The sequence below is a fragment of the Halorubrum ruber genome (genome assembly GCF_018228765.1).
Classification (GTDB): Archaea; Halobacteriota; Halobacteria; order Halobacteriales; family Haloferacaceae; genus Halorubrum; species Halorubrum ruber.
The window spans coordinates 1,079,868-1,098,361 of sequence record NZ_CP073695.1; the positions used below are offsets into that span (position 1 = coordinate 1,079,868).

At 68.0% G+C, this 18,494-nt stretch carries 16 protein-coding genes; 7 read left to right on the top strand and 9 right to left on the bottom strand.

Translation table 11 applies throughout. The features are described 5' to 3' along the window. Positions 1-19: 19 nt before the first annotated feature. Entirely contained in the window at positions 20-466 is a 447-nt protein-coding gene (locus J7656_RS05345) for an archease (RefSeq protein WP_017344259.1), read from the bottom strand. Further along, positions 463-1,275, bottom strand: coding sequence for a DUF502 domain-containing protein (locus J7656_RS05350; RefSeq protein ID WP_211554323.1), 813 nt, complete (start codon positions 1,273-1,275; stop codon positions 463-465). The genes J7656_RS05345 and J7656_RS05350 overlap by 4 nt, the downstream gene beginning before the upstream one ends. A gap of 197 nt (positions 1,276-1,472) precedes the next feature. Between J7656_RS05350 and J7656_RS05355 the strand changes: the two genes are divergently transcribed. Together J7656_RS05355 and hmgA are read left to right on the top strand one after the other, a co-directional pair. Continuing rightward, positions 1,473-1,946 (top strand): GNAT family N-acetyltransferase, encoded by a 474-nt coding sequence (locus J7656_RS05355; RefSeq protein ID WP_017344261.1) that lies wholly within the window; start codon positions 1,473-1,475, stop codon positions 1,944-1,946. Positions 1,947-2,029: 83 nt separating this feature from the next. After that, entirely contained in the window at positions 2,030-3,253 is a 1,224-nt protein-coding gene (gene hmgA / locus J7656_RS05360) for a hydroxymethylglutaryl-CoA reductase (NADPH) (protein ID WP_017344262.1), read from the top strand. A gap of 35 nt (positions 3,254-3,288) precedes the next feature. On the opposite strand, the gene J7656_RS05365 is transcribed toward hmgA, so the two are convergent. Together J7656_RS05365 and cofH are read right to left on the bottom strand one after the other, a co-directional pair. Next, complete coding sequence (locus J7656_RS05365) at positions 3,289-3,606, bottom strand: DUF2250 domain-containing protein (RefSeq protein WP_017344263.1); 318 nt, start codon at positions 3,604-3,606, stop codon at positions 3,289-3,291. A gap of 125 nt (positions 3,607-3,731) precedes the next feature. Further along, positions 3,732-5,210, bottom strand: a complete 1,479-nt coding sequence (gene cofH / locus J7656_RS05370) for a 7,8-didemethyl-8-hydroxy-5-deazariboflavin synthase subunit CofH (protein ID WP_211554325.1) — start codon at positions 5,208-5,210, stop codon at positions 3,732-3,734. A 516-nt stretch (positions 5,211-5,726) separates the two neighbouring features. Between cofH and J7656_RS05375 the strand changes: the two genes are divergently transcribed. Beyond that, positions 5,727-6,107, top strand: a complete 381-nt coding sequence (locus J7656_RS05375) for a hypothetical protein (protein ID WP_155118220.1) — start codon at positions 5,727-5,729, stop codon at positions 6,105-6,107. Between the two features lie 251 nt (positions 6,108-6,358). Here the strand turns inward: J7656_RS05375 and pan2 are convergent, their stop codons facing one another. Beyond that, positions 6,359-7,582 (bottom strand): proteasome-activating nucleotidase Pan2, encoded by a 1,224-nt coding sequence (pan2, locus tag J7656_RS05380; RefSeq protein WP_017344265.1) that lies wholly within the window; start codon positions 7,580-7,582, stop codon positions 6,359-6,361. 264 nt (positions 7,583-7,846) lie between these two features. Here pan2 and J7656_RS05385 point away from each other — a divergent pair, with 264 nt between their 5' ends. Further along, positions 7,847-8,404, top strand: a complete 558-nt coding sequence (locus J7656_RS05385) for a response regulator (protein WP_017344267.1) — start codon at positions 7,847-7,849, stop codon at positions 8,402-8,404. 23 nt (positions 8,405-8,427) lie between these two features. Here J7656_RS05385 and J7656_RS05390 read toward each other — a convergent pair whose 3' ends face one another. Continuing rightward, positions 8,428-8,712: an amphi-Trp domain-containing protein gene (locus J7656_RS05390; protein WP_017344268.1), complete on the bottom strand. Its 285-nt coding sequence runs from the start codon at positions 8,710-8,712 to the stop codon at positions 8,428-8,430. A gap of 94 nt (positions 8,713-8,806) precedes the next feature. On the opposite strand from J7656_RS05390, the gene J7656_RS05395 reads away from it, so the two are divergent. Beyond that, positions 8,807-9,202: a hypothetical protein gene (locus J7656_RS05395; RefSeq protein WP_017344269.1), complete on the top strand. Its 396-nt coding sequence runs from the start codon at positions 8,807-8,809 to the stop codon at positions 9,200-9,202. A 31-nt stretch (positions 9,203-9,233) separates the two neighbouring features. Here the strand turns inward: J7656_RS05395 and J7656_RS05400 are convergent, their stop codons facing one another. Then, complete coding sequence (locus tag J7656_RS05400) at positions 9,234-10,313, bottom strand: aminopeptidase (RefSeq protein WP_017344270.1); 1,080 nt, start codon at positions 10,311-10,313, stop codon at positions 9,234-9,236. 151 nt (positions 10,314-10,464) lie between these two features. On the opposite strand from J7656_RS05400, the gene J7656_RS05405 reads away from it, so the two are divergent. After that, a complete protein-coding gene (locus tag J7656_RS05405) occupies positions 10,465-11,451 on the top strand; it encodes a M48 family metallopeptidase (RefSeq protein ID WP_017344271.1) in 987 nt (328 codons plus the stop codon). A gap of 603 nt (positions 11,452-12,054) precedes the next feature. Here the strand turns inward: J7656_RS05405 and J7656_RS05410 are convergent. Together J7656_RS05410 and J7656_RS05415 are read right to left on the bottom strand one after the other, a co-directional pair. After that, positions 12,055-13,362 (bottom strand): acetamidase/formamidase family protein, encoded by a 1,308-nt coding sequence (locus tag J7656_RS05410; RefSeq protein ID WP_211554327.1) that lies wholly within the window; start codon positions 13,360-13,362, stop codon positions 12,055-12,057. Between the two features lie 165 nt (positions 13,363-13,527). Beyond that, positions 13,528-17,055, bottom strand: a complete 3,528-nt coding sequence (locus J7656_RS05415) for a pentapeptide repeat-containing protein (protein ID WP_211554329.1) — start codon at positions 17,053-17,055, stop codon at positions 13,528-13,530. Between the two features lie 453 nt (positions 17,056-17,508). Here J7656_RS05415 and J7656_RS05420 point away from each other — a divergent pair, with 453 nt between their 5' ends. Next, positions 17,509-18,483 carry an HFX_2341 family transcriptional regulator gene (locus J7656_RS05420; protein WP_211554331.1) on the top strand — a complete coding sequence of 325 codons (975 nt, stop codon included), beginning with the start codon at positions 17,509-17,511 and terminating at the stop codon, positions 18,481-18,483. Positions 18,484-18,494: the final 11 nt, after the last annotated feature.

Here is an 18,494-nt window from a genome sequence, read left to right on the forward strand (position 1 = left end):
TCGGACGGCCGTCGCGGCCTCACACGTCGAAGACGACGTACGCGTACCACTCGTCTCCCCTCCGTTCGAGCGCCATCTCCGAGTACGTGACCGCCTTGACCTCCCGAGCGGCCACCGCGTCCAGCGGGACGCCGCGCGCGCTGGCGGTGAGCCGCCACTCGTCCGGGTTCGCGTCCCCCGTTCCGCCGCCGTCGTCGCCCGGTTCGACGACCGTACACCGGTGGTCGGCCGGGAGAACGAGCCGCACGTCGCGCTCGTAGATCAGGCGGTCGAGGTAGTCGAACAGCAGGGCCTCGCGGCTCTCGGCGGCGACCTCGAGTTCGAACCGGTCGCCCCCCGTCTCCGGCACCGACTCCGCGCTGGCGGCCGCGAGTCCGTTCGCGACCGCCGCGAACAGCGCCGAGAGGGTGTCGGCCGTCGCCTCGACGGCGACGTCGGCCGTGTGGTCGCGGAGCTCGTAGCTCATCGCTCGCCGGTCCCCTCGTGGGTCCGGTCGCGGGACCCCTCCGCGCTCTCCGATCGCTCGTCGGTCTGGAACCGGGCGTCGATGGTCCGCTCCGGGGCCCCGGCGCGCAGGTCCTCCGAGTCGACGTCGTCGAGGTCGGCGGCGACCTCCTCCAAGGCGACGCCGCTCGTGACGAGCGCGCGGATCCCCTCGTCGACGGTCAGCTCGACGTCGACGATCCGGCGCTCCGGGACGAAGACGACGTGGCCCCCCATCACCGGGTTCGGCGCCATCGGCATGAACAGCGTCCGCATCCCCTCGCCCTCGCTGTCCGCGTGGTCCGCGATGGCGGCCGGCGTCTCGCTGGTGACGAACGCGAGCGTGTACGCCTCCGCCGTCGGGAACTCCACGAGGACGACCTCGCGGAAGTTCCCGCCGTCCGACTCCAGCATGGCGTCGCTCATCTGCCGGAACCCTTGGTAGACGGAGCCGACGCCGGGAACGCGTTCGACGGCGTAGTCGACGTAGTTGACGGCCTGCTCACCGTACCGCGAGGACTCGACGGCCGCGCCGATGAGGAGGATCGCGGCCACGAACACGACCGGCGTCGCGATCTCGATCGCGAGTTCGCGGGAGACGGCGCCAATCACCGGCAGCCCGGTCCCCGGCGACACGGCGATGATCGCAGACGAGAAGGCGTCGAGGTAGTCGTACACCGCGTTGAACGCGAACGCGAGGACGGCCAGCGTGATGACGGCGGGAACGATGACGGCGATACCGGTCAGGAAGGCTCGTCGGAGCAGCTCGACTCCCGACGACTCGTCGGTCATTGCTCGTTTTAACACGCGACCGCGACAAAATCGTTTCCGTCGCGGTCGCGGCGTTCCGTCGCGGTCGCGGCGCGGACTGACGCCGACTCGTCGAGAGCAGGTTTATCGGTCGGACTGCTCTCGCTGGCGGCGCAGCCGCCCGCAACGGTCCCCGCTGGCGGTGGAGTTATATTCCGCCCGCGTGTTAGGTCTCCCCAGTGAGCGTCAACGTCGAGAAGCGGACCGACCCGCCCGGCGAGTCCGACTACGCGACCGCCGCGTGGGAGCTCAAAGAGCGAATTCGGTCCGGTGAGGGGGTCCTCCGACAGCGACGCGGCTTCTTCGTCGACGCGTACCGCCGGTCGACCGCGCACCTGCTCGTCGAGAACGACCGGCTCGTCGCCTTCGCCTCCGTCCGGCGCGACGGCTACATCCTCTTTCTCGCCGTTCACCCCGATCACCGCGGCCGCGGCCACGCGGAGCGGCTGGTCGCCGACATCGCGGAGAACCACCGGTCGGTCACCTGCCACGCCCGCACGACGAACCGGCAGGCGCTCGGGTTCTACGAACACCTCGGCTTCGAAGTGATCCGCCGCATCGACGACTACTACGAGGACGGCGGCGACGCCTACTACCTCAAGCTCGGCGGCGAGTCGCTCCGCGAGCGGCTCTCCGGGTTCGTCGGCGGGTAGGCGGTCGCTTTCCCCACGCAGTGCGCGGCCTCAGGAGCCATCGAACCGACAGTAATTAGCGCCCGCCGCGAGGAGAACGCGGCATGTCGCAACCGACTCCCGCGGACCTCGCGACCCGGGTCCGCGACGGCGACCTCCGCTTCCACGAGCTGGAAGACCACGCCGACGCCGACGCCGCGGCCGCCGCGCGCCGGCTGCTCGTCGCGGAGGCGACCGACGCCGACCTCGACCCGCTCGGCGAGTACGCGTTCGACGCCGACGCGGTCCACGGCTCGAATATCGAGAACACGCTCGGCGGCGTCCAAGTCCCCGTCGGCGTCGCTGGTCCGGTGACGATCGACGGCGGCGCGGGCTCGGGCGAGCGGTACTTGCCACTCGCGACGACCGAGGGCGCCCTTGTCGCGTCGATCAACCGCGGCTGCTCCGTGATCGAGGGCGCCGGGGGCGCGACGGCTCGGGTGACGAAGAGCGGGATGACCCGCGCGCCCGTCTTCCGGGTCGCGGGCGTCGCCGAGGCCGAGGCGCTCGTCGACTGGGTCCGCGACCACGAACCCGCGCTCGCCGAGGCCGCGGAGTCGACGACGAGCCACGGCGAGCTGCTCGACGTGACCCCGTACGTCGTCGGGAACAACGTCTTCTGCCGGTTCCGCTACGACACGAAGGACGCGATGGGGATGAACATGGCCACCATCGCGACGCGGGAGGCCTGCGACGTGATCGAGGCGGAGACGGACGCCTCGCTGGTCGCCTTATCGGGGAACCTCTGTTCCGACAAGAAGCCCGCCGCGATCAACGCGGTCGAAGGGCGCGGGCGCTCGGTCGTCGCGGACGCGACGGTCCCGCGCGAGGTCGTCGAGGACCGCCTCCACACGACGCCGGAGGCGATCGCGGAGATCAACACGCGGAAGAACCTCGTCGGCTCCGCGAAGGCGGGCGCGCTCGGCTTCAACGCCCACGTCGCCAACGCGGTCGCGGCGATGTTCCTCGCCACCGGACAGGACGAGGCGCAGGTCGTCGAGGGGGCGAACGCGATCACGACCGCCGAGACGACCGCCGACGGCGACCTCTACGTCTCCGTCTCGCTGGCGAGCCTCGAAGTGGGGACCGTCGGCGGCGGGACGAAGCTGCCGACCCAGCAGGCGAGCTTAGAGATACTCGGCGTCGCCGGCGGCGGCGACCCCGCCGGGAGCAACGCCGACGCGCTCGCGGAGTCCATCGCGGTCTGCGCGCTCGCCGGCGAACTCTCGCTGCTCGCGGCGCTCGGGTCGCGACACCTCTCGTCGGCGCACGAGGAGCTGGGACGGTAGAGACCCGACGCCGCGCGGAACCCCCGCGCTCCCCCTCAGTCCGACCAGCGCGGGCAGTCCTCGCGGAGCGCCTCGCGCCCCCTGTCGGTGATCCGATAGACGGCCTCGCCGGAGACGCGCTCGACGAGCCCGGCGTCCGCCAGCGCGGTCAGTCGGGACTCCGCGTGGTCGTCGTAGAGCCCCGTGTTCCCGGCGACGAACGCCTGGTAGTCGGCGCCGACGTCGGCGAGGTAGGAGAGCAGCCGCTCGTCGGAGCGCGTGAGCGACGGACGGTCGGGGTCGAGCGCCTCGCCGTCGCCCGCCTCGGAACGCTCCGCCGAACGGTCGGCCGGCTGTGCGTCTGGTGCGGGCATCTCACACGTGGTGACGTGTACCACGATAAAGGGGACACCGGCGGTTCCCATCCGCTGGGAGTCGCCGTCGATCGGCGGAACGTGTTCGGGATCCAATCGGTCCGCTCCGCGTTGCCCCTCCCGGTTCAGTCGTCGGCGTCGGCGGGGGGCGTCGCGGTCGCGTCGCCGCGGCTTCCCTCGCCGGAGGAGCGCTCTGAGAGCAATGGCGTCCCGTCGGCGCGCGGGCCCAGCCGGGGGCCGTGCGGGCCGTCATCGGGGTCGATCCGGCGCCGCTTGCGGTAGTCGGTCGAGCGCTCGACGGGCGTCCGCCCGATCGCCGTGATCATCTCGACGTAGTCGCCGAACGAGCGGTACTCGCCGTACTCGCCGCCCGCGCGGCTGGTGATCTCCTCCGAGAGGATGGTGCCCATGAAGTCGTCGGCGCCGCAGTTGAGCAGCTTGAGCCCGTGGGCGTCGCCCGACTTCACCCACGAGGCCTGGACGTGGTCGACGTTGTCCAAGAAGAGCCGCGCGACCGCGACTACGAGTTCGTCCTCGTCGCGCGAGGGGCCGGAGTCGACGACGCCGCGGCGGTACAGCGGGGTGTTCTGGTGGATGAAGGAGAGCGGGACGAACTCCGTGATCGCGCCCGTGCGGTCCTGGAGGTCGCGGATCACCTTCAGGTGTTTGGCCCTGTGGGCGACCGTCTCGACGTGGCCGTACATCATCGTCGAGGTGACATCGAGGCCCGCGGCGGCCGCGCCCTCCATCGCCGCCACCCAGTCGTCGGTGCGGATCTTCCCCGGGCAGATCACGTCGCGGACCTCGTCGACGAGAATCTCGGCGGCGGTGCCCGGCGCGGAGTCGAGCCCGGCCTCGGCAAGCTCGCGGTAGACGGCCTCGTACTCCCAGTCGGTGCCGCGTTTGGCGTGGTACGCCTCCTCCGGCGTCATCGAGTGGAGGTGGACGCCGCCGACCGACATCGCGTCCATCTGCTCGACGTACGTGCCCGGGTCGGTCGCGTACGCCTCCGGCGGCTTGTAGTTCACCTCGCTCGCGGGGTCGTCGTGGGCCGCGAGGATCTCGTGGTGTTCCTCGTTCAGCGCGAACGCTGGGTGGAGCCCCGAGACGGAGCAGACCTCGTAAATTCCCATATCGAGGGCGTCTTCGACGACCGCGCGCGACTCGGCCGGGGTCTTGGTGAAGCCGGCGTGCTCGACGTCGCTGTCGGCCTCGAACGCGTGCGCGGAGTCCTTGAAGTTACAGAACAGGCAGCCCGTGTTGCAGGCCGTGGTGACGTTGTTGTTCAGGTTGGCGACGAAGGTGACCTCGTCTCCGACCTCCTCGGCCCTGCGCCGGTCCGCGGCCTCTAACACCGCCTCCTTGCGGACCGAGTCGATCCCCGCGCGCTCCGTGCCGGTGGCGAGCAGTTCGGTCGCGTCGTCGACCGTCAGCCGGGCGCCGTCGCGGGCCTTCGCGAGCGCGTTCTCGAACGACTGGTCGGTCGCGGGCGCCGCGAAGTCGAACTCGTTCGCGCCGCCCCCGCTGTCGCCGTTCCCGCCGCCGTTCGATCCGTCCGCGCCGGAACTCCCCCCGAACTCATCCCCTAACGCTCCCGGTTCCACCCTGATAAACGGGCGGGTCGCGACACCGATCGAGTCGGACAGACGACGCCGATCGCGAACGTCCGTTTATAAACAGAGCCGAGCGCCGCGACGTTCACTTATAACCAACTGCGGCGGCGCGCGCCTCCGAGCGGCCGCCACCGGTCAGTTGTGAATTAGTTGGCTCTGTTGAAACCCTATTCTTCAAATATAAATTGGGATGAAAAACCCGGTCGCTGAATGGTGCGAATGTACCGCTGATATTTCTACCAAGTTGCGTTGATATTCATAACGGCGTGCTGAATACAAGGCGCATATGTAACAGAATTTGAACTACGCTGACAAGATTTGTCTGAAGAAAGTTTATTTATGTACACCGTCCGTTGGCTTAGAAACAGTATGGTAGATATATTATCTATCATATTATCTGTGATTGCAATTTTACTATCATTGATCGCTATACGTCGTCAAAATCTGCCTTCTCAATATCAGCTAGAGCGACGTATACGCGAACGATTTGCTGAGAAATCATCTGATATGAAGATTAAACAGGGTCCAATTCGGTATGATATCGAATCAATAGATGTCTGTATTAGCGAGAAGTGGACGAACACCTTCAGAAAATATTCACGAGGGAACGTATATGGAAAATCAAAAATATCAATCGTAGTAAATGGAATCCTTGTTAAAAAGTCCGAGTCCGGTGACAGAGAAGTAAGGTTAGTTGATGACTGCTCAATGTTGAAGATCCCAAGTGAATCAGCAGAAATTACAAATATAGAGAACAGAAATCCATTTGCGATCGAGATTACGGTAAATTCCGTTGATTCAGAATTCGTGTTTGATAAAGTTGCTGACATACTTAGAACCGAGCTTCCTCAATATGTCGAACCGAATGACAACGTAGCGTATGGATGACCTGCCCCAAGTGAAGTGTGATAAATTCACATTCTGTATCTTACACGGCGTTTCTACTAGACTTCTGAAAGTAGCCAATGGGCGCGGTATATGAGTACGCTGTACTGACCACACCCCGGTCAGAATATATCACTTCCTAAGGATTTCAACAGGGCCAATTAGGTATAAACGAACCGCTGAACCCCCCCGCGTGACATCTCCGAACCGGCACCGCCTCGAAACGGCCGGCTGCCGACCCCGCGGTCGTCGCCTCAGTACTGGTAGTTGATGACCTGCTCGTCCTCTTTGTCCGCGTCCTGAAGCTTGTCGCGGGCCTGCTCGAAGTCCGCCTGCGAGACCTCGGTACGGCCGTCGCGGATGGCGAACATCCCGGCCTCGGTCGCCAGCGAGGCGATGTCGGCGCCGCTGTACCCGTCGAGGTCGCGGGCGACGGCGCTGAGGTCGACGCCGTCAGCGACGTTCATCTCCTCGGTGTGGATCTCCAGGATGCGCTCGCGGCCGTCCGGGCCGGGCTCGGGCACCTCGATGAGGCGGTCGAACCGACCGGGGCGTAAGATTGCCTCGTCGAGCATGTCGAAGCGGTTGGTCGCGGCCATGATCCGGACCTCGCCGCGGTCGTCGAAGCCGTCCATCTCGGAGAGCAGCTGCATCATCGTCCGCTGGACCTCGGCGTCGCCCGAGGTCTTCGAGTCCGTGCGCTTCGAGGCGACGGCGTCGATCTCGTCGATGAAGATGACGGCGGGCTCGCGCTCGGCGGCGAGCTCGAACAGGTCGCGGACGAGCCGCGCGCCCTCGCCGATGAACTTCCGGACGAGCTCCGAGCCGGCCATCTTGATGAACGTCGCGTCCGACTCGTTGGCGACGGCCTTCGCGAGCATCGTCTTTCCGGTGCCCGGCGGGCCGTGGAGCAGGACGCCGCTCGGCGGCTCGACGCCGACCGTCTCGAACTGCTCGGGGTTCTCGAGGGGGTCCTCGACGGCCTCGCGGACCTCCCGGATCTGGTCGTCGATGCCGCCGATGTCGGCGTACTCGACGTCCGGCGACTCGGTGACCTCCATCGCCTGCGCCCGGGAGTCGGTCTCGTCGTCGAGCACCTGCTGGACCGCGAAGGAGTCGTTGATCGCGACGCGGTCGCCGGGGCGGAGGTCCTCGTCGAGCCGCGAGGCGGCCTGCGTGAGCACCTCCTGGTTGTTGCCGTGCTGTTTGATGACGACGCCGTCGTCGGTGATCTCCTCGACCGACGCGATGTACAGCGAGGAGGTCTTCAGCACCTCGTTCTCGCGTTTCAGCTGCTCGACGTCGTCTTTCAGCTCGCCGCGGCGCCCCTCGGCGTCCGCGAGCCGGTCTTCCAGTTCCTCGTTCACCTGAACGATCCGCCGGTAGTGCTGGCGGATCGCCTCCAGCCGCTCCGCGTCGCTCATCTCGGGGTCGAGCTCCAACCGCGGGCGGTCGGGCAGTGAGGGGCTGTGAGACATTTGTTGTTCCCGGATAAGATGCGGGCGTAAATGTGCCTTTGGGTCACGGAGAGCGCGTCGGATCGGCGCGACGAGCGCGCGACCGACGACGCCCGGAGTTCCGCCCGGTCGACCCGCCTGGACGATCGGTATCAGTATCGATAACCGGATGTCAACGTTTTAACGCGGAGCGAACGAAACCGCTCGTATGGACGCACGAACGGCGGGCGGACGCGCCGGTCCGGCGCTCGCAAACCGCGAGACCCGGCCGGGGAGGCGCCGCCGATGACCGGAACCTCGGACGCGACCGTCCTCGCGGTCGACGACGAGCCGGACCTCGCGGAACTGTACCGGGTGTACCTCGATCCGGCCTACGACGTGCGGATCGCCACCGGCGGCGAGGAGGCGCTCGACGCGATGGACGACGATGTCGACGTCGTCCTCTTGGACCGCCGGATGCCCGACATGTCCGGCCACGAGGTGCTGAACGCGATCCGCGGCGAGGGGTACGACGCCCGCGTGGCGATGCTGACCGCGGTCGAGCCCGACGTCGACATCGTCGACATGCCGTTCGACGACTACAAGACGAAGCCGGTCACCAAGGAGGACCTGCTCACGCTCGTCGAGGTGCTGCTCCACCGCGCCGCGTTCGACGAGCGGAGCCAGGAGTTCTTCGCGCTCGCCTCGAAGAAGGCGGCGCTGGAGGCCGCGGGCACGACCGGCACCGAGGAGTACGAGGAGCTCGTCGAGCGGATGGAGTCCGTCCGGCTCGAGGTCGACGACACGCTCGACCGCCTCTCCGCGCGGGACGCGTTCGTCGAGGTCCCGGGCGAAGTGCCGTAGACGGAACCGTTCTCTCCCCCCGGTTACTCGATCTCCAACTCGCCGTCGGCGCCCTCCCCGCCGCCGTCCTCGTCCCACTCCAGTTCGAACTCGACGCTCAGCTCGCCCGGGCCGTCCGCGGGCCCCTCGCGCTCGGCCTTCACCTCGAACGTCGGTCGCGCGGGCGGATCGAGCGTCGTCGACTCGTCGCCGCGTGTGAGCGTGATCGCGTTCCCGTCGTCCAGCGAGTCCGCGACCGTCCGCAGGTACGCGGCGATCTCCTCTCGGCTCCGGCTGCTCTCCGACTTGAACAGGATTTCTTCGGGCATACATGGTCGTACGCCGCCTCGAAACTTAAAGACCGACGCAGGCGGTCCCCTGATCCCCCGATCGTTTTGTGCCGCCCGACCGAACGTTCACCCCGTGCCACTCCCCGACTCGCTCCGTACGGTCGTCGCCGTCGCCGTGTACTGGACGGCGATCGCGCTCGGCGGGAGCGTCCTCCTCCCGGACCCGACGAGCCCGCTCGTCGCGGTCCCGATACTCGGCGGCGGCGCGGTCGTCGCGCACGCAGCGCGCACCGATCGGCTGGTTCCGCTCGGCTACGCCGTGGGAACGATGTGGCTCGCCGTGCTGGCGCTGTCGATCGGCACCGGCGTCGTCGACGTCGTCGCCCCGCCGGCGGGGGAGATCGCGCCGCTCGCGGACTACCCGGGAATCGCCGCGGTCGGCACGGTCGGACTGATTGCCGTCCTCGTCGCCGCGTACGGCGCGTTCGTCCGTCGGAGCGCCGAGCGCGACGCGGGCGAGCCGGCGTGAAACTGACTGCCGACCCGAAATCGCGACCGCCCTAGAACTCGTCCTCGAAGACGAACGTCCCGTTCCGCTGGACGACCTCGCCGTCGACCTCGATGACGGAGTCCTCGCTCATGTCGACGATCATGTCGACGTGCTCGGCGGACTCGTTGACCTCGTTGTCCCCGCCGACCGTCTCCGGGTACGCGGAGCCGACCGCCATGTGAACGGTGTCGCCCATCTTCTCGTCGAACAGCATGTTGTAGGTGAACCGGTCGATCTGGCGGTTCATCCCGATACCCAGCTCGCCGAGGTGCCGCGAGCCCTCGTCGGTGTCGAGGATGCCGGAGAGGAGATCCTCGTTGCGCTCGGCGGAGTGAGAGACGACCTCGCCGTCCTCGAACCGGAGCCGGACCCCGTCGATCTCGCGGCCGTAGCGGTAGAGGGGGAGATCGAAGTGTACCTCGCCGTCGACGCCGTCTCGGGTGGGTGCCGTGAACACCTCGCCGCCGGGGAGGTTCGCCTCGCCGTAGTCGTTGAGCGTCGAGTTGCCCGACACGTCGAGCGTGAGGTCGGTCTCCTCGCCCGACTTGATCCGGACCTCGTCGGCGTCGTCGAGAATCTCGACCATGTTCGACTGGAACTCGCGCTGTTCGTCCCAGTCCAGCGAGACGGCGTCCCACACGAAGTTCTCGTACGCCTCGGTGCTCATCCCGGCGAGCTGGGCGTGGCTCGCGGTCGGGTACTGCGTGAGACACCACGTCTTCGAGAGGCGCGTGCGCTTGACCTCCTCCATCGCGCGGTTGTAGGCCGCGTTGGTCTCGGGGTCGACGTCGGCGTCCTCGGTGGCGTTCGCGCCGCCGCGCGCGATGACGAAGACATCGGCCTCCTCGTAGAGCGCGCGCCGGTGGCTCGGCTCGGTGAACTCCTCCGAGGAGCGCTTGAACGCGCGCTGGGCGCGCTTCGAGTAGTTGAGGTAGACGGGGTTCGCCCCGCGGTCGCCGCAGACCTCGTGAAGCGCGACGGCGAGGTCCTCGGCCTCCTTGGGCATCTGGATGACCACGTCGTCGCCCGACTCGATGCCGGTGGCATGGTCGGCGATGATCTCCGCGTGTTCGCGTACGCGTGCGTCCATGAGCACCGGTTTCGGGGCCGGGGAATTACCGCTTTTCCTTCCGGCGGCCCGGGTGGGGAAGCGAGGGGCGGGGACCGCGGGAGCGCTGCGCCGACTGCCGGAGTCGAGCCCGGCCGCAACGCGTTTGCCCCGCCGTCGCGTAGTTCCGGACATGTCTCGGCTCGCGTTCCGCGCGGCCGCGGCGGTCATCGGCGTCGCCCTGCTCGCCGTCTACCTGACCGCGGCGCTGTTCGTCGCCGACCTGCTGCGCGCGGCCTGGGCTGCCCGGCCCGACCTCCCGGTCCTCCTCGCGCTGCTGGCCGCCGGCGCGCTCGGATCGGCGTACCTCAGCTACCGGCTCGGCACCGCGCAGATCCTCGCGAACTTAGAGGGCGACCGCGTCCCGCGAAAGCGGGCGCCGGACCTCCACCGTCGGATCGATTCGCTCGCGGCGCGGATGGCGGTCGCGCGCCCCGATCTGTACGTCACCGACGCCCGCGCGCCCAACGCCTTCGCCGTCGGGGGCGGGAGCGACGGCGGCGCGCTGGTGATCGACCGGTCGCTGTTCCGGCTGCTCTCGCCCCGTGAAATCGAGGCGATCCTCGCGCACGAGTTAGCGCATTTAGAAGGGAACGACGGGTTCGCGATAGCGATGGCCGACGGGGTCGGGCGCGCCCTCGTCGGGGTCGCCACCGTGGTTGCGCTGCCGGCGCTGCTCGCGCTGTCGGGGCTCGCCGCCGCCTCGGCGTGGATCCGCGGTCGACCGGGTGACCGGTCCGGCCCGTTCGCACGACTCCACCGCGGGCTCGCCGGCGCGCTGTTCGGCGGGTTCGTCCTCGCGACGCTCGTCTCCCGGTCGCGGTCGCGCAGGCGAGAGTTCGCGGCCGACGACCGCGCGGCCGAGGTAACCGGCGACCCCGCCGCGCTCGCGCGGGCGCTTCGGCGGATCGAGCGCGCGACGGAGCCGACGTGGCCGTTCGCGCCGTTCTCGACCCACAGGCGAACCGACGAGCCAGCCGAGCGCTGGCTGTCGACGCACCCCTCGACCGACGAGCGCGTCGAGCGCCTGCGGGAGATGGCCGAGTCGCAGGGCCCGACGCGGCGGATTCCGGCGGGGCCGTCGCGGGCGACCGTCGGGAGAGGGCGGTCCCGGCGGTGAACGCTGTGAGACACGGGATTCGGACAATACTGCGGTGGCGCGTGCCTGCGAGCGGCCGCCCTCGGCGGCCGCGAGGCAGCACCGCGCGAGGTCGCCGGCGCGTAGCGCCGGCTGCCAGAGAATCTTCGATTCTCGCTGGACGCGGTGAGTGAGGGATGACCGCAGGGAGTCCCGACCGAACCGCGAGGCTGGGGAGGCGTGAGGTGCCGTGCGGTCGCGGTCGGGTGGGACTCAAAGGGGCAGCTGCGAGGAGGAAGCACGGCGACGCAAGCACTGGAAGGAGCGAGCGTAGCGAGCGACTGAAGCGCGCAGCGAGCCGCGCGAGTCCTCGCGGCTGGGGCTTTGGCGGTGTTCTCCGCCGATCTACAGTCACCGTTTATAAGCGAGCGGCTGGGGCTTTGGCGGTGTTCTCCGCCGATCTACAGTCACCGTTTATAAGCGAGCGGCTGGGGCTTTGGCGGTGTTCTCCGCCGATCTGCCAGCAGGTATTTATGACTGAGTGGCTGGGGCGTTAGCGGTGCCCGTCGTCGATCTATTGGTAGTCATTTATAAACGAGAATTCGGAGATCCGGCTGTCCCCGACATCGATCCGCCAGCGACGATTTACAACCCGTACTGTTCGCGCGTTACATCGTCGAGCCCGGATTCCTCCAGCACGTCCGACGGGACGAGCATGTCGAGCTGGACGACGCCGGGGAGCCGCCCGATCTGGACGCCGCCGGTGAACGTACACCGGCCGCGGACCTCGCCCTCGCTCATGCCGAGCAGCGTCCCGGCGCGGTCGAAGGCGTTCTGGGTCGCGTCGTTGACGGTCGCGCCGGAGCCGATCACCTGGATCGGGGCGGCGTCGGTGTCGACGTCGACGCCGTGCTCGGCGCCGAGGTCGTCGCCCGCCGCGGCCTCCTCGTCGCTGTACGGCGCGCTGATGAACGGGAGGTCCTCCTCGTTCGGGAGCAGGACGGGCCCGTCGAGGTCGACGTCCTCGATCACTTCCACGTCCATCGTCACCGTCCCGCTCACGTCGGTGGTGTGTAAGGAGAGCTCGCCGTCGCCCTGGTTCGCGTGGAGGTCGCCGACGTAGATCCCGCCGCCGTCGACGACGACCGGGCAGATCAGCGTCGCACCCGCGCGGACTTCCGGCACGTCCATGTGGCCGTCGGTCCGCTGCTCCAAGTCTTCCTCCGTCTCGACGCCGTAGTCGTGGTCGGCGCCGATGAGGTTCTGTCCGAAGTCGCCCGCGTTGTGCGAGTCGGGCATCGTCACCGGCGGCGTGGTGCCGATGTTGCCGATGAACGGACGGAGCCGGCCGAGCGTGCCGGGCATCCCGTCGGGCTCGTACAGCAGGATCGGGTGCTGCCGGGCGTTCTCGGGGATGTCCATCACCTCGTCGGCGTCGAGCGCGAGCTCGTGAGCGCCGTCCTTGTCGAGCGTGATTCCCACAGCGTTCTCGTGGTCGAACGCGACGGTGTAGCCGTACTCGAAGCCGAACGAGGAGGCGTTCGCGCCGCACTCGGCACAGCGGATCGCGTCCTCGCCGGTGCCCTCGACGACGGAGTCGGGCCACGTCGTCCCACACTCCGGACAGCGGTGGTCGACGAAGGGGTCGTCGCCGAACGCCTCCTCGCGCTCCGCCATCGACCCCGTGCTCGTCGCCATGCTCGTTACCTCCACGTCGCGGATGTGGATCGCGACGGCGTCGCCTACCTCGGCGCCCTCGACGCGGATCGGTCGCGTCACCTCGTGGCCGCCCCGGAACGAGGGCGTCACCATCGGCCCCCAACAGCCCGGCGGGGTGTACGTCTTCACCGTGCCGCCGTCCGCGACCGTGCCGGCCCACTCCTGATCCGGCCCGACCAGCCCGAGCGTGTACTGGTCGACGTACAGCTCCTCTTGAACGCCTTGCTGTGACATACCGTGTCAACGTACGACGCTGACCGAAATAACCCTACTGCTCGCGGAGGGGAGGCGGGGGTAGTTGCGACCGTTGCGGCCGTTGCGGCCGTTGCCGCCGTTCCGCCGTTGCGGCTGCGAGACCGAGTCGATTCGACGCCCACGCGACCCAACGCCGCGCGCCCCTCACCACGCGACCCGGCGGCCCAGCACGAAGACGACGAGCGCGACGAGGAGCGCGCCGAGGAACGCCTCGAGCCCGGCGAGCGCGCGCGCTGTCGACCCGACCGGCTGGACGTCGCCGTAGCCGAGCGTAGTGAACGTCACCATGCTGAAGTACATGTTCTTCCCGAGGACGACCGCTCCCTCCGGCGAGAAGAGGTTCGAGAGGCCGCCGATCCCCTGCGTCGTGAGCTCGCTGCTGCCGGTCGTGCCCTGCGTCGTCGTGGTGTACAACACGCCCCAGATGAACACCGTCACCGCGGAGACGTACACGACCCGCCAGAGCCGCTCGCCGTACCCGCACGTCTGGTGGAGCACCTTGTTCCCGATCCACTTGCCGAGCGCCTTCGTGCGGTTGGCCGGCGACACCGCCTCCTCCCGGGTGAAGGCGGCGCGCCAGTTCTTCCGCCGGCGGTACACCATCTCCTTGATGAAGAACTCGGCCGCCGCCTTGCGGTCGCCGAAGTCGCTCGCGCAGTTCTTCGCCTTCAGGTACGTGTTCTCCAGCCTCGCGGGCGTGAACTCCGTCTCGGTCTCCGACCGGTCGGCCGCCTCCGAGGCGGCGAAGGTGTGGATCTCCCAGTTGTTGCGCGCGAGGTACGTCTTGTGCGCGGTGAAGTCGAAGCCGTGGAAGTCGGTGTTGCAGAACCGGAAGTGGTTGAAGAGGCCGTGCGTACAGTGCTCGTCGTCGAGCGTGACCTCCCGGACCTCCGCGTGCGTACAGTCGTAGAAGGCGTCGCCCTGCTCCGGTTGGCCGAGCGTCCCGCCGCGGACGACCGCGTCGCTCAGGTCGACGAGGGTCTCGGACTCGGCGGGCCGCGGGCGGAAGGCGACCGAGTGTTCGAACTCCGCCTCGGTGAACGCGGCGTCGCGGGCGAACGTCGTGTGCGTGAAGTTCGCGTAGAGGAACGACGCCTTGTCGAAGTCCGCCTTCCCTCGGAACGTCGCCGCCTCGAAGCTGGCGTCGTCGTTGTGCATGTTCGCGCTCCCCTCGAACTCCGCCGACCGGAACGTCGCGTCGCCGCCGAACTCGGCGTCGGCGAACGTGCTGTCCTTCTCGAAGCGGAGCTCGTCGAAGTGCGCCTCGCCGCCGAAGCGGCAGCTGGAGAAGTCCGACTCCTCGAGGAACCGGGAGCGCGAGAAGACGGCCGAAGCGCCGAACTCAGCGTTCCGGAAGGTGCCGTCGTCCTCGAAGACGGTGCGCTCGAACAGCGCCGTCCCCCCGAACTCCGCGCCGGAGAAGTCCGCGACGCGGAACTCGGCGAGCTTGAAGTCGGCGCTGTCCGCGAACGTCGCGGCCTCGAAGTTCGCGTCGGTGACCGTGTGGGCACCGCCCTGGAACTCGACGCCGCGAAACGTCGCCCCCTCCTCGAACGTCGACTCGGCGAAGCTCGCGTCGCTCTCGAACCGCGCCTCGTCGGCGGTGACGCCGGACTCGAACGCGATACCGTCGAACGAGACCGGCTCGGTGAACCGGGTGTACGACAGGTCGACCGACTCCGCACAGACCGCGTCTTCGAAGCGAGCGCGGCCGAACAGCGACTCCCGGAACGACACCGGTCCCCGGAAGCGCGCGTCGTCGAAGCCGGCCTGACCGAACTCGATCTCGCGGAAGTCGGCCTCGCCGTCGAAGACGGCGCCAGAGAACGCGGCGTCGTCGTCCTCGTGGTAGTCGCCGACGAACTCGACGCCGAGGAACGAGGCGGCGTCGCGGAACGCCGCGTCCTCGAACGTCGCGTCGTCGTCGAACCGCGCCTCGGCGAACGTTGCCTCACCGCGGAACGCCGCGTCGCGGAAGTCACCCTCGCCAGCGAAGTGGGTCGCCTCGAAGTTCGCGGGGCGCTCGAACGCCGCGCCCTCGAAGTTGGCGTACTCGAACTCCGCGCAGTAGAAGTCGGCCTCGTCGGCGAAGGCGGCGTCGGCGAACGTCACGTCGTCGTCGCGGACGTTGTCGCCGCCGTCGAACTCCGCGCCGCGAAAGCTGGCCGCGCCGGCGAACGTCGCCCGCTCGAAGGCGGCGTCGTCGTCGAACCGGCACTCGTCGAAGCTCGCTCGGTCGTCGAAGGCCGCGTCGGAGAACGCGAGGTCGTCGTCGAAGCGCGACTCGTCGAAGACGGCCTCTCCGCCGAACGCGGCGCCGGAGAAGTCGCTGTAGCCGAATCGGGCGCTGAGGAAGTCGACCTCGCCGCCGAACACCGCGTCCGCGAACGAGAGGTCGTCGTCGTCGACGTTGTCGCCCCCCTCGAACTCCGCGCCGCGGAACGTCGCGTCGCCGTCGACCGCGACGCCCGCGAAGCTCGCGTCGCTTTTGAACCGCGCCTCGTCACAGGAGAGCGACGCCAGCGTCGCGTCCTCGAAGCCGGCCTCCTCGGTGAAACGCGCCTCGTCGAAGACGAGGTCGGCGGCCGCCGTCAGCCGCGCGAAGTCGGCGAAGCCGACGACCGCGCGCCGGAACGTCGCATCCGCCTCGAACGTCGCGTCCGCGAACGAGAGGTCGTCGTCTTCGAGGTTGTCCCGGCCGCGGAACTCCGCGCCCGCGAACGTCGCCGGCGCCTCGAACAGCGCCCCCGAGAACGCGGTGTCGCCGTCGAACCGGACTTCCGCGAACTCGGCGTCGCCGCCGAACGTCGCCCGGTCGAAGGCGGCGTCCCCGTCGAAGACGGCGGACGCGAACGTCGCGCCCCGCTCGAACGTCGCGTCCGCGAACTCGGCGTCGCCGCCGAACGTCGCCCGGTCGAACGCCGCGTCGTCGCGGAACTCGCAGCCGACGAAGTCCGCGTACCGGAAGGCGGCCTCCGTGAACGAGACGGGCGCGTCGAAGCGGACGTCCCCGAAGCACGCATCGTCGTCCAAGAGGTTCGCGTCGCCGCGGAACTCGGCGCCGTCGAACGCCGCCGAATCGCGGAACCGCGCCTCGCGCAGCGAGGTGTCGCCGTTGAACCGGCCCTCCCGGACGTCGACCGGCCCCTCGAACGTGGCGCCGGCGAGGTCGACGTCGCCCTCGAAGACGGCGCCGGTGAGCGTCGTCTCGCCGCGGACGACGGCCCCGGAGAGGTCGACCGGCGCGTCGAACTCCGACTCCGTCCAGTCGATGGCACCGATCTCCGCGCCCGAGAGGTCGATTCGCCCCTCGAACTCCGACGCGGTCAGATCCAGCGTGCCGGTCACCGTCGCACCCCTGAGATCGAGGGGATGTTTGTCGGCGGCCTCGACGATCTCGTGGCGGATCGAGAGGTCGTCGAGAGTGGCGCCGAGCAGGCGTTTCGCGTCCTTCCCGCGTTCGCCGGCCACGTCCCGGAGGCGCTCGGCGACCGCGTCTGCGTCGACGCCGAGGTCGTCGCGGGCGTTGCTCGACAGGTGGAACACGCAGCGGTCGGCCTCCGGGTGGGCGTCGTGCGGGCAGCGCCACTCCTCGTCAATCTCCGCGGTGGCGTCCGCCGTCGCCGCGCCGATCTCCTCGGGATCGAGTCGAAACGTACACCGGCTCGTCATCGATAGGTTGACAGGTCATCGTGACGACAGTGACTTTAATTTTGGTACTCGGCCGCACGTTTGCCGGCTGATATCCAGAGATAACATCCCAAAATACACCACAGAGAGAGACTACGAGCCGACAAATGGGAGTCACCGATTCTCTCCTGTGTAAGATTCTCGGGGCAAGGTGGGAATGCGATCGGTGTGGTGAGCGGTATCGAAATGAGCCGAACCAGTGTGACAACTGCGGGAACACGATTTATAACAGAATTAATACCTGATCACGATGGCTGGAGCCACACCGCGATTGTGGACACGAGATGTCTTCTAGAGGAGAATTTCACGACGATCGTAGCCTGGTACCCCCCGTTGCTGAAGCCCATCGAGCCACTGGACAGCGGTGTGATCGGTGCTCTGTTGAACGATAAGGGAACTGGTTCTTTTTATAAACAGCACCGTTACGTCCCGCGTATGCAGACCCACGTCGTGCCCGTCGGGTTCGACTACGACCGGATGATCGCCCCGCTCATCCGGGACCAGTTCGACGTCGACCGGGTGATTCTGCTGGAGGGGACGGTCGGCAGCGAGGCCAACGTCGAGTACTCGCGAAACATCGCGCGCAAGTTGGAGCAGGACTTCACGAACCTGCTCGGCGCGGAGACGGTCCGCGAGCAGTTGGACGACGTGTACGACTACGACGCCGCCTTCGAGCGCGCCTTCGACCTGATCAACGCGGAGTTGGACCGAGACGACGGAGTCGCCGATTCGAACGAGCGCGAGGTCTGGGTGAACCTCTGTTCGATGCCCCGCCCCGTCTCCTTCGCGTTCGCGACCGCGGCCCACTCGATCATGGTCGAGCGGCAGGCGGACCGCGACCGCATCCACACCTACTACACGGCCCCCGAGAAGTACTTGGAGACAGAGCTCGCGGAGGAGCTGCGCGCGACGCGCGATCTCCTGCGCGACCTCGACGAGGGGAGCGACGCCGACGCACCGGACGAAGCGGTCACCGACGCGGGCGTCGAACCCGACCGCGTCGCCGACCGGCTGGCGAGCACCACGGACCTCCTCGCGGAGTTCGACGAGCGCGGCACCACCATCGGCGCGAAGAAAATCGGCGACAGCCACGTGATCGAGCTCCCCGTCGCCTCCTTCCAGAACGTCAAGCCGTTCGAGGAGCTGGTCCTGTTCACGCTCGGCGAACACGGCGAGTTCGAGTCAGTGTCGGAGCTGGCCGAGACGCTCGCGGCCGAACTCAACGAGGAGTACACGGACTCGTTCCGCTCGAAGGTCATTTATAACGTCGACCGGCTCGGACCCGGCGGCAAGGGGTATATCGAGCGCGAGGAGCACGGGAAGTCCCACCGGACGAGCCTCTCGCGGACCGGCCAGTTGTGGGTCCGCGCGCACGCCGACGAGGACCGAGACTACCGAGATCTGGCGTGAGTCCACTGGGG

Coding starts and splice junctions, on each gene's coding strand:
- J7656_RS05345 (WP_017344259.1), bottom strand. CDS start 466: ATGAGCTACGAGCTCCGCGACCACACGGCCGACGTCGCCGTCGAGGCG.
- J7656_RS05350 (WP_211554323.1), bottom strand. CDS start 1,275: ATGACCGACGAGTCGTCGGGAGTCGAGCTGCTCCGACGAGCCTTCCTG.
- hmgA (WP_017344262.1), top strand. CDS start 2,030: ATGTCGCAACCGACTCCCGCGGACCTCGCGACCCGGGTCCGCGACGGC.
- J7656_RS05365 (WP_017344263.1), bottom strand. CDS start 3,606: ATGCCCGCACCAGACGCACAGCCGGCCGACCGTTCGGCGGAGCGTTCC.
- J7656_RS05375 (WP_155118220.1), top strand. CDS start 5,727: ATGAAGATTAAACAGGGTCCAATTCGGTATGATATCGAATCAATAGAT.
- pan2 (WP_017344265.1), bottom strand. CDS start 7,582: ATGTCTCACAGCCCCTCACTGCCCGACCGCCCGCGGTTGGAGCTCGAC.
- J7656_RS05385 (WP_017344267.1), top strand. CDS start 7,847: ATGACCGGAACCTCGGACGCGACCGTCCTCGCGGTCGACGACGAGCCG.
- J7656_RS05390 (WP_017344268.1), bottom strand. CDS start 8,712: ATGCCCGAAGAAATCCTGTTCAAGTCGGAGAGCAGCCGGAGCCGAGAG.
- J7656_RS05400 (WP_017344270.1), bottom strand. CDS start 10,313: ATGGACGCACGCGTACGCGAACACGCGGAGATCATCGCCGACCATGCC.
- J7656_RS05405 (WP_017344271.1), top strand. CDS start 10,465: ATGTCTCGGCTCGCGTTCCGCGCGGCCGCGGCGGTCATCGGCGTCGCC.
- J7656_RS05410 (WP_211554327.1), bottom strand. CDS start 13,362: ATGTCACAGCAAGGCGTTCAAGAGGAGCTGTACGTCGACCAGTACACG.
- J7656_RS05415 (WP_211554329.1), bottom strand. CDS start 17,055: ATGACGAGCCGGTGTACGTTTCGACTCGATCCCGAGGAGATCGGCGCG.
- J7656_RS05420 (WP_211554331.1), top strand. CDS start 17,509: ATGCAGACCCACGTCGTGCCCGTCGGGTTCGACTACGACCGGATGATC.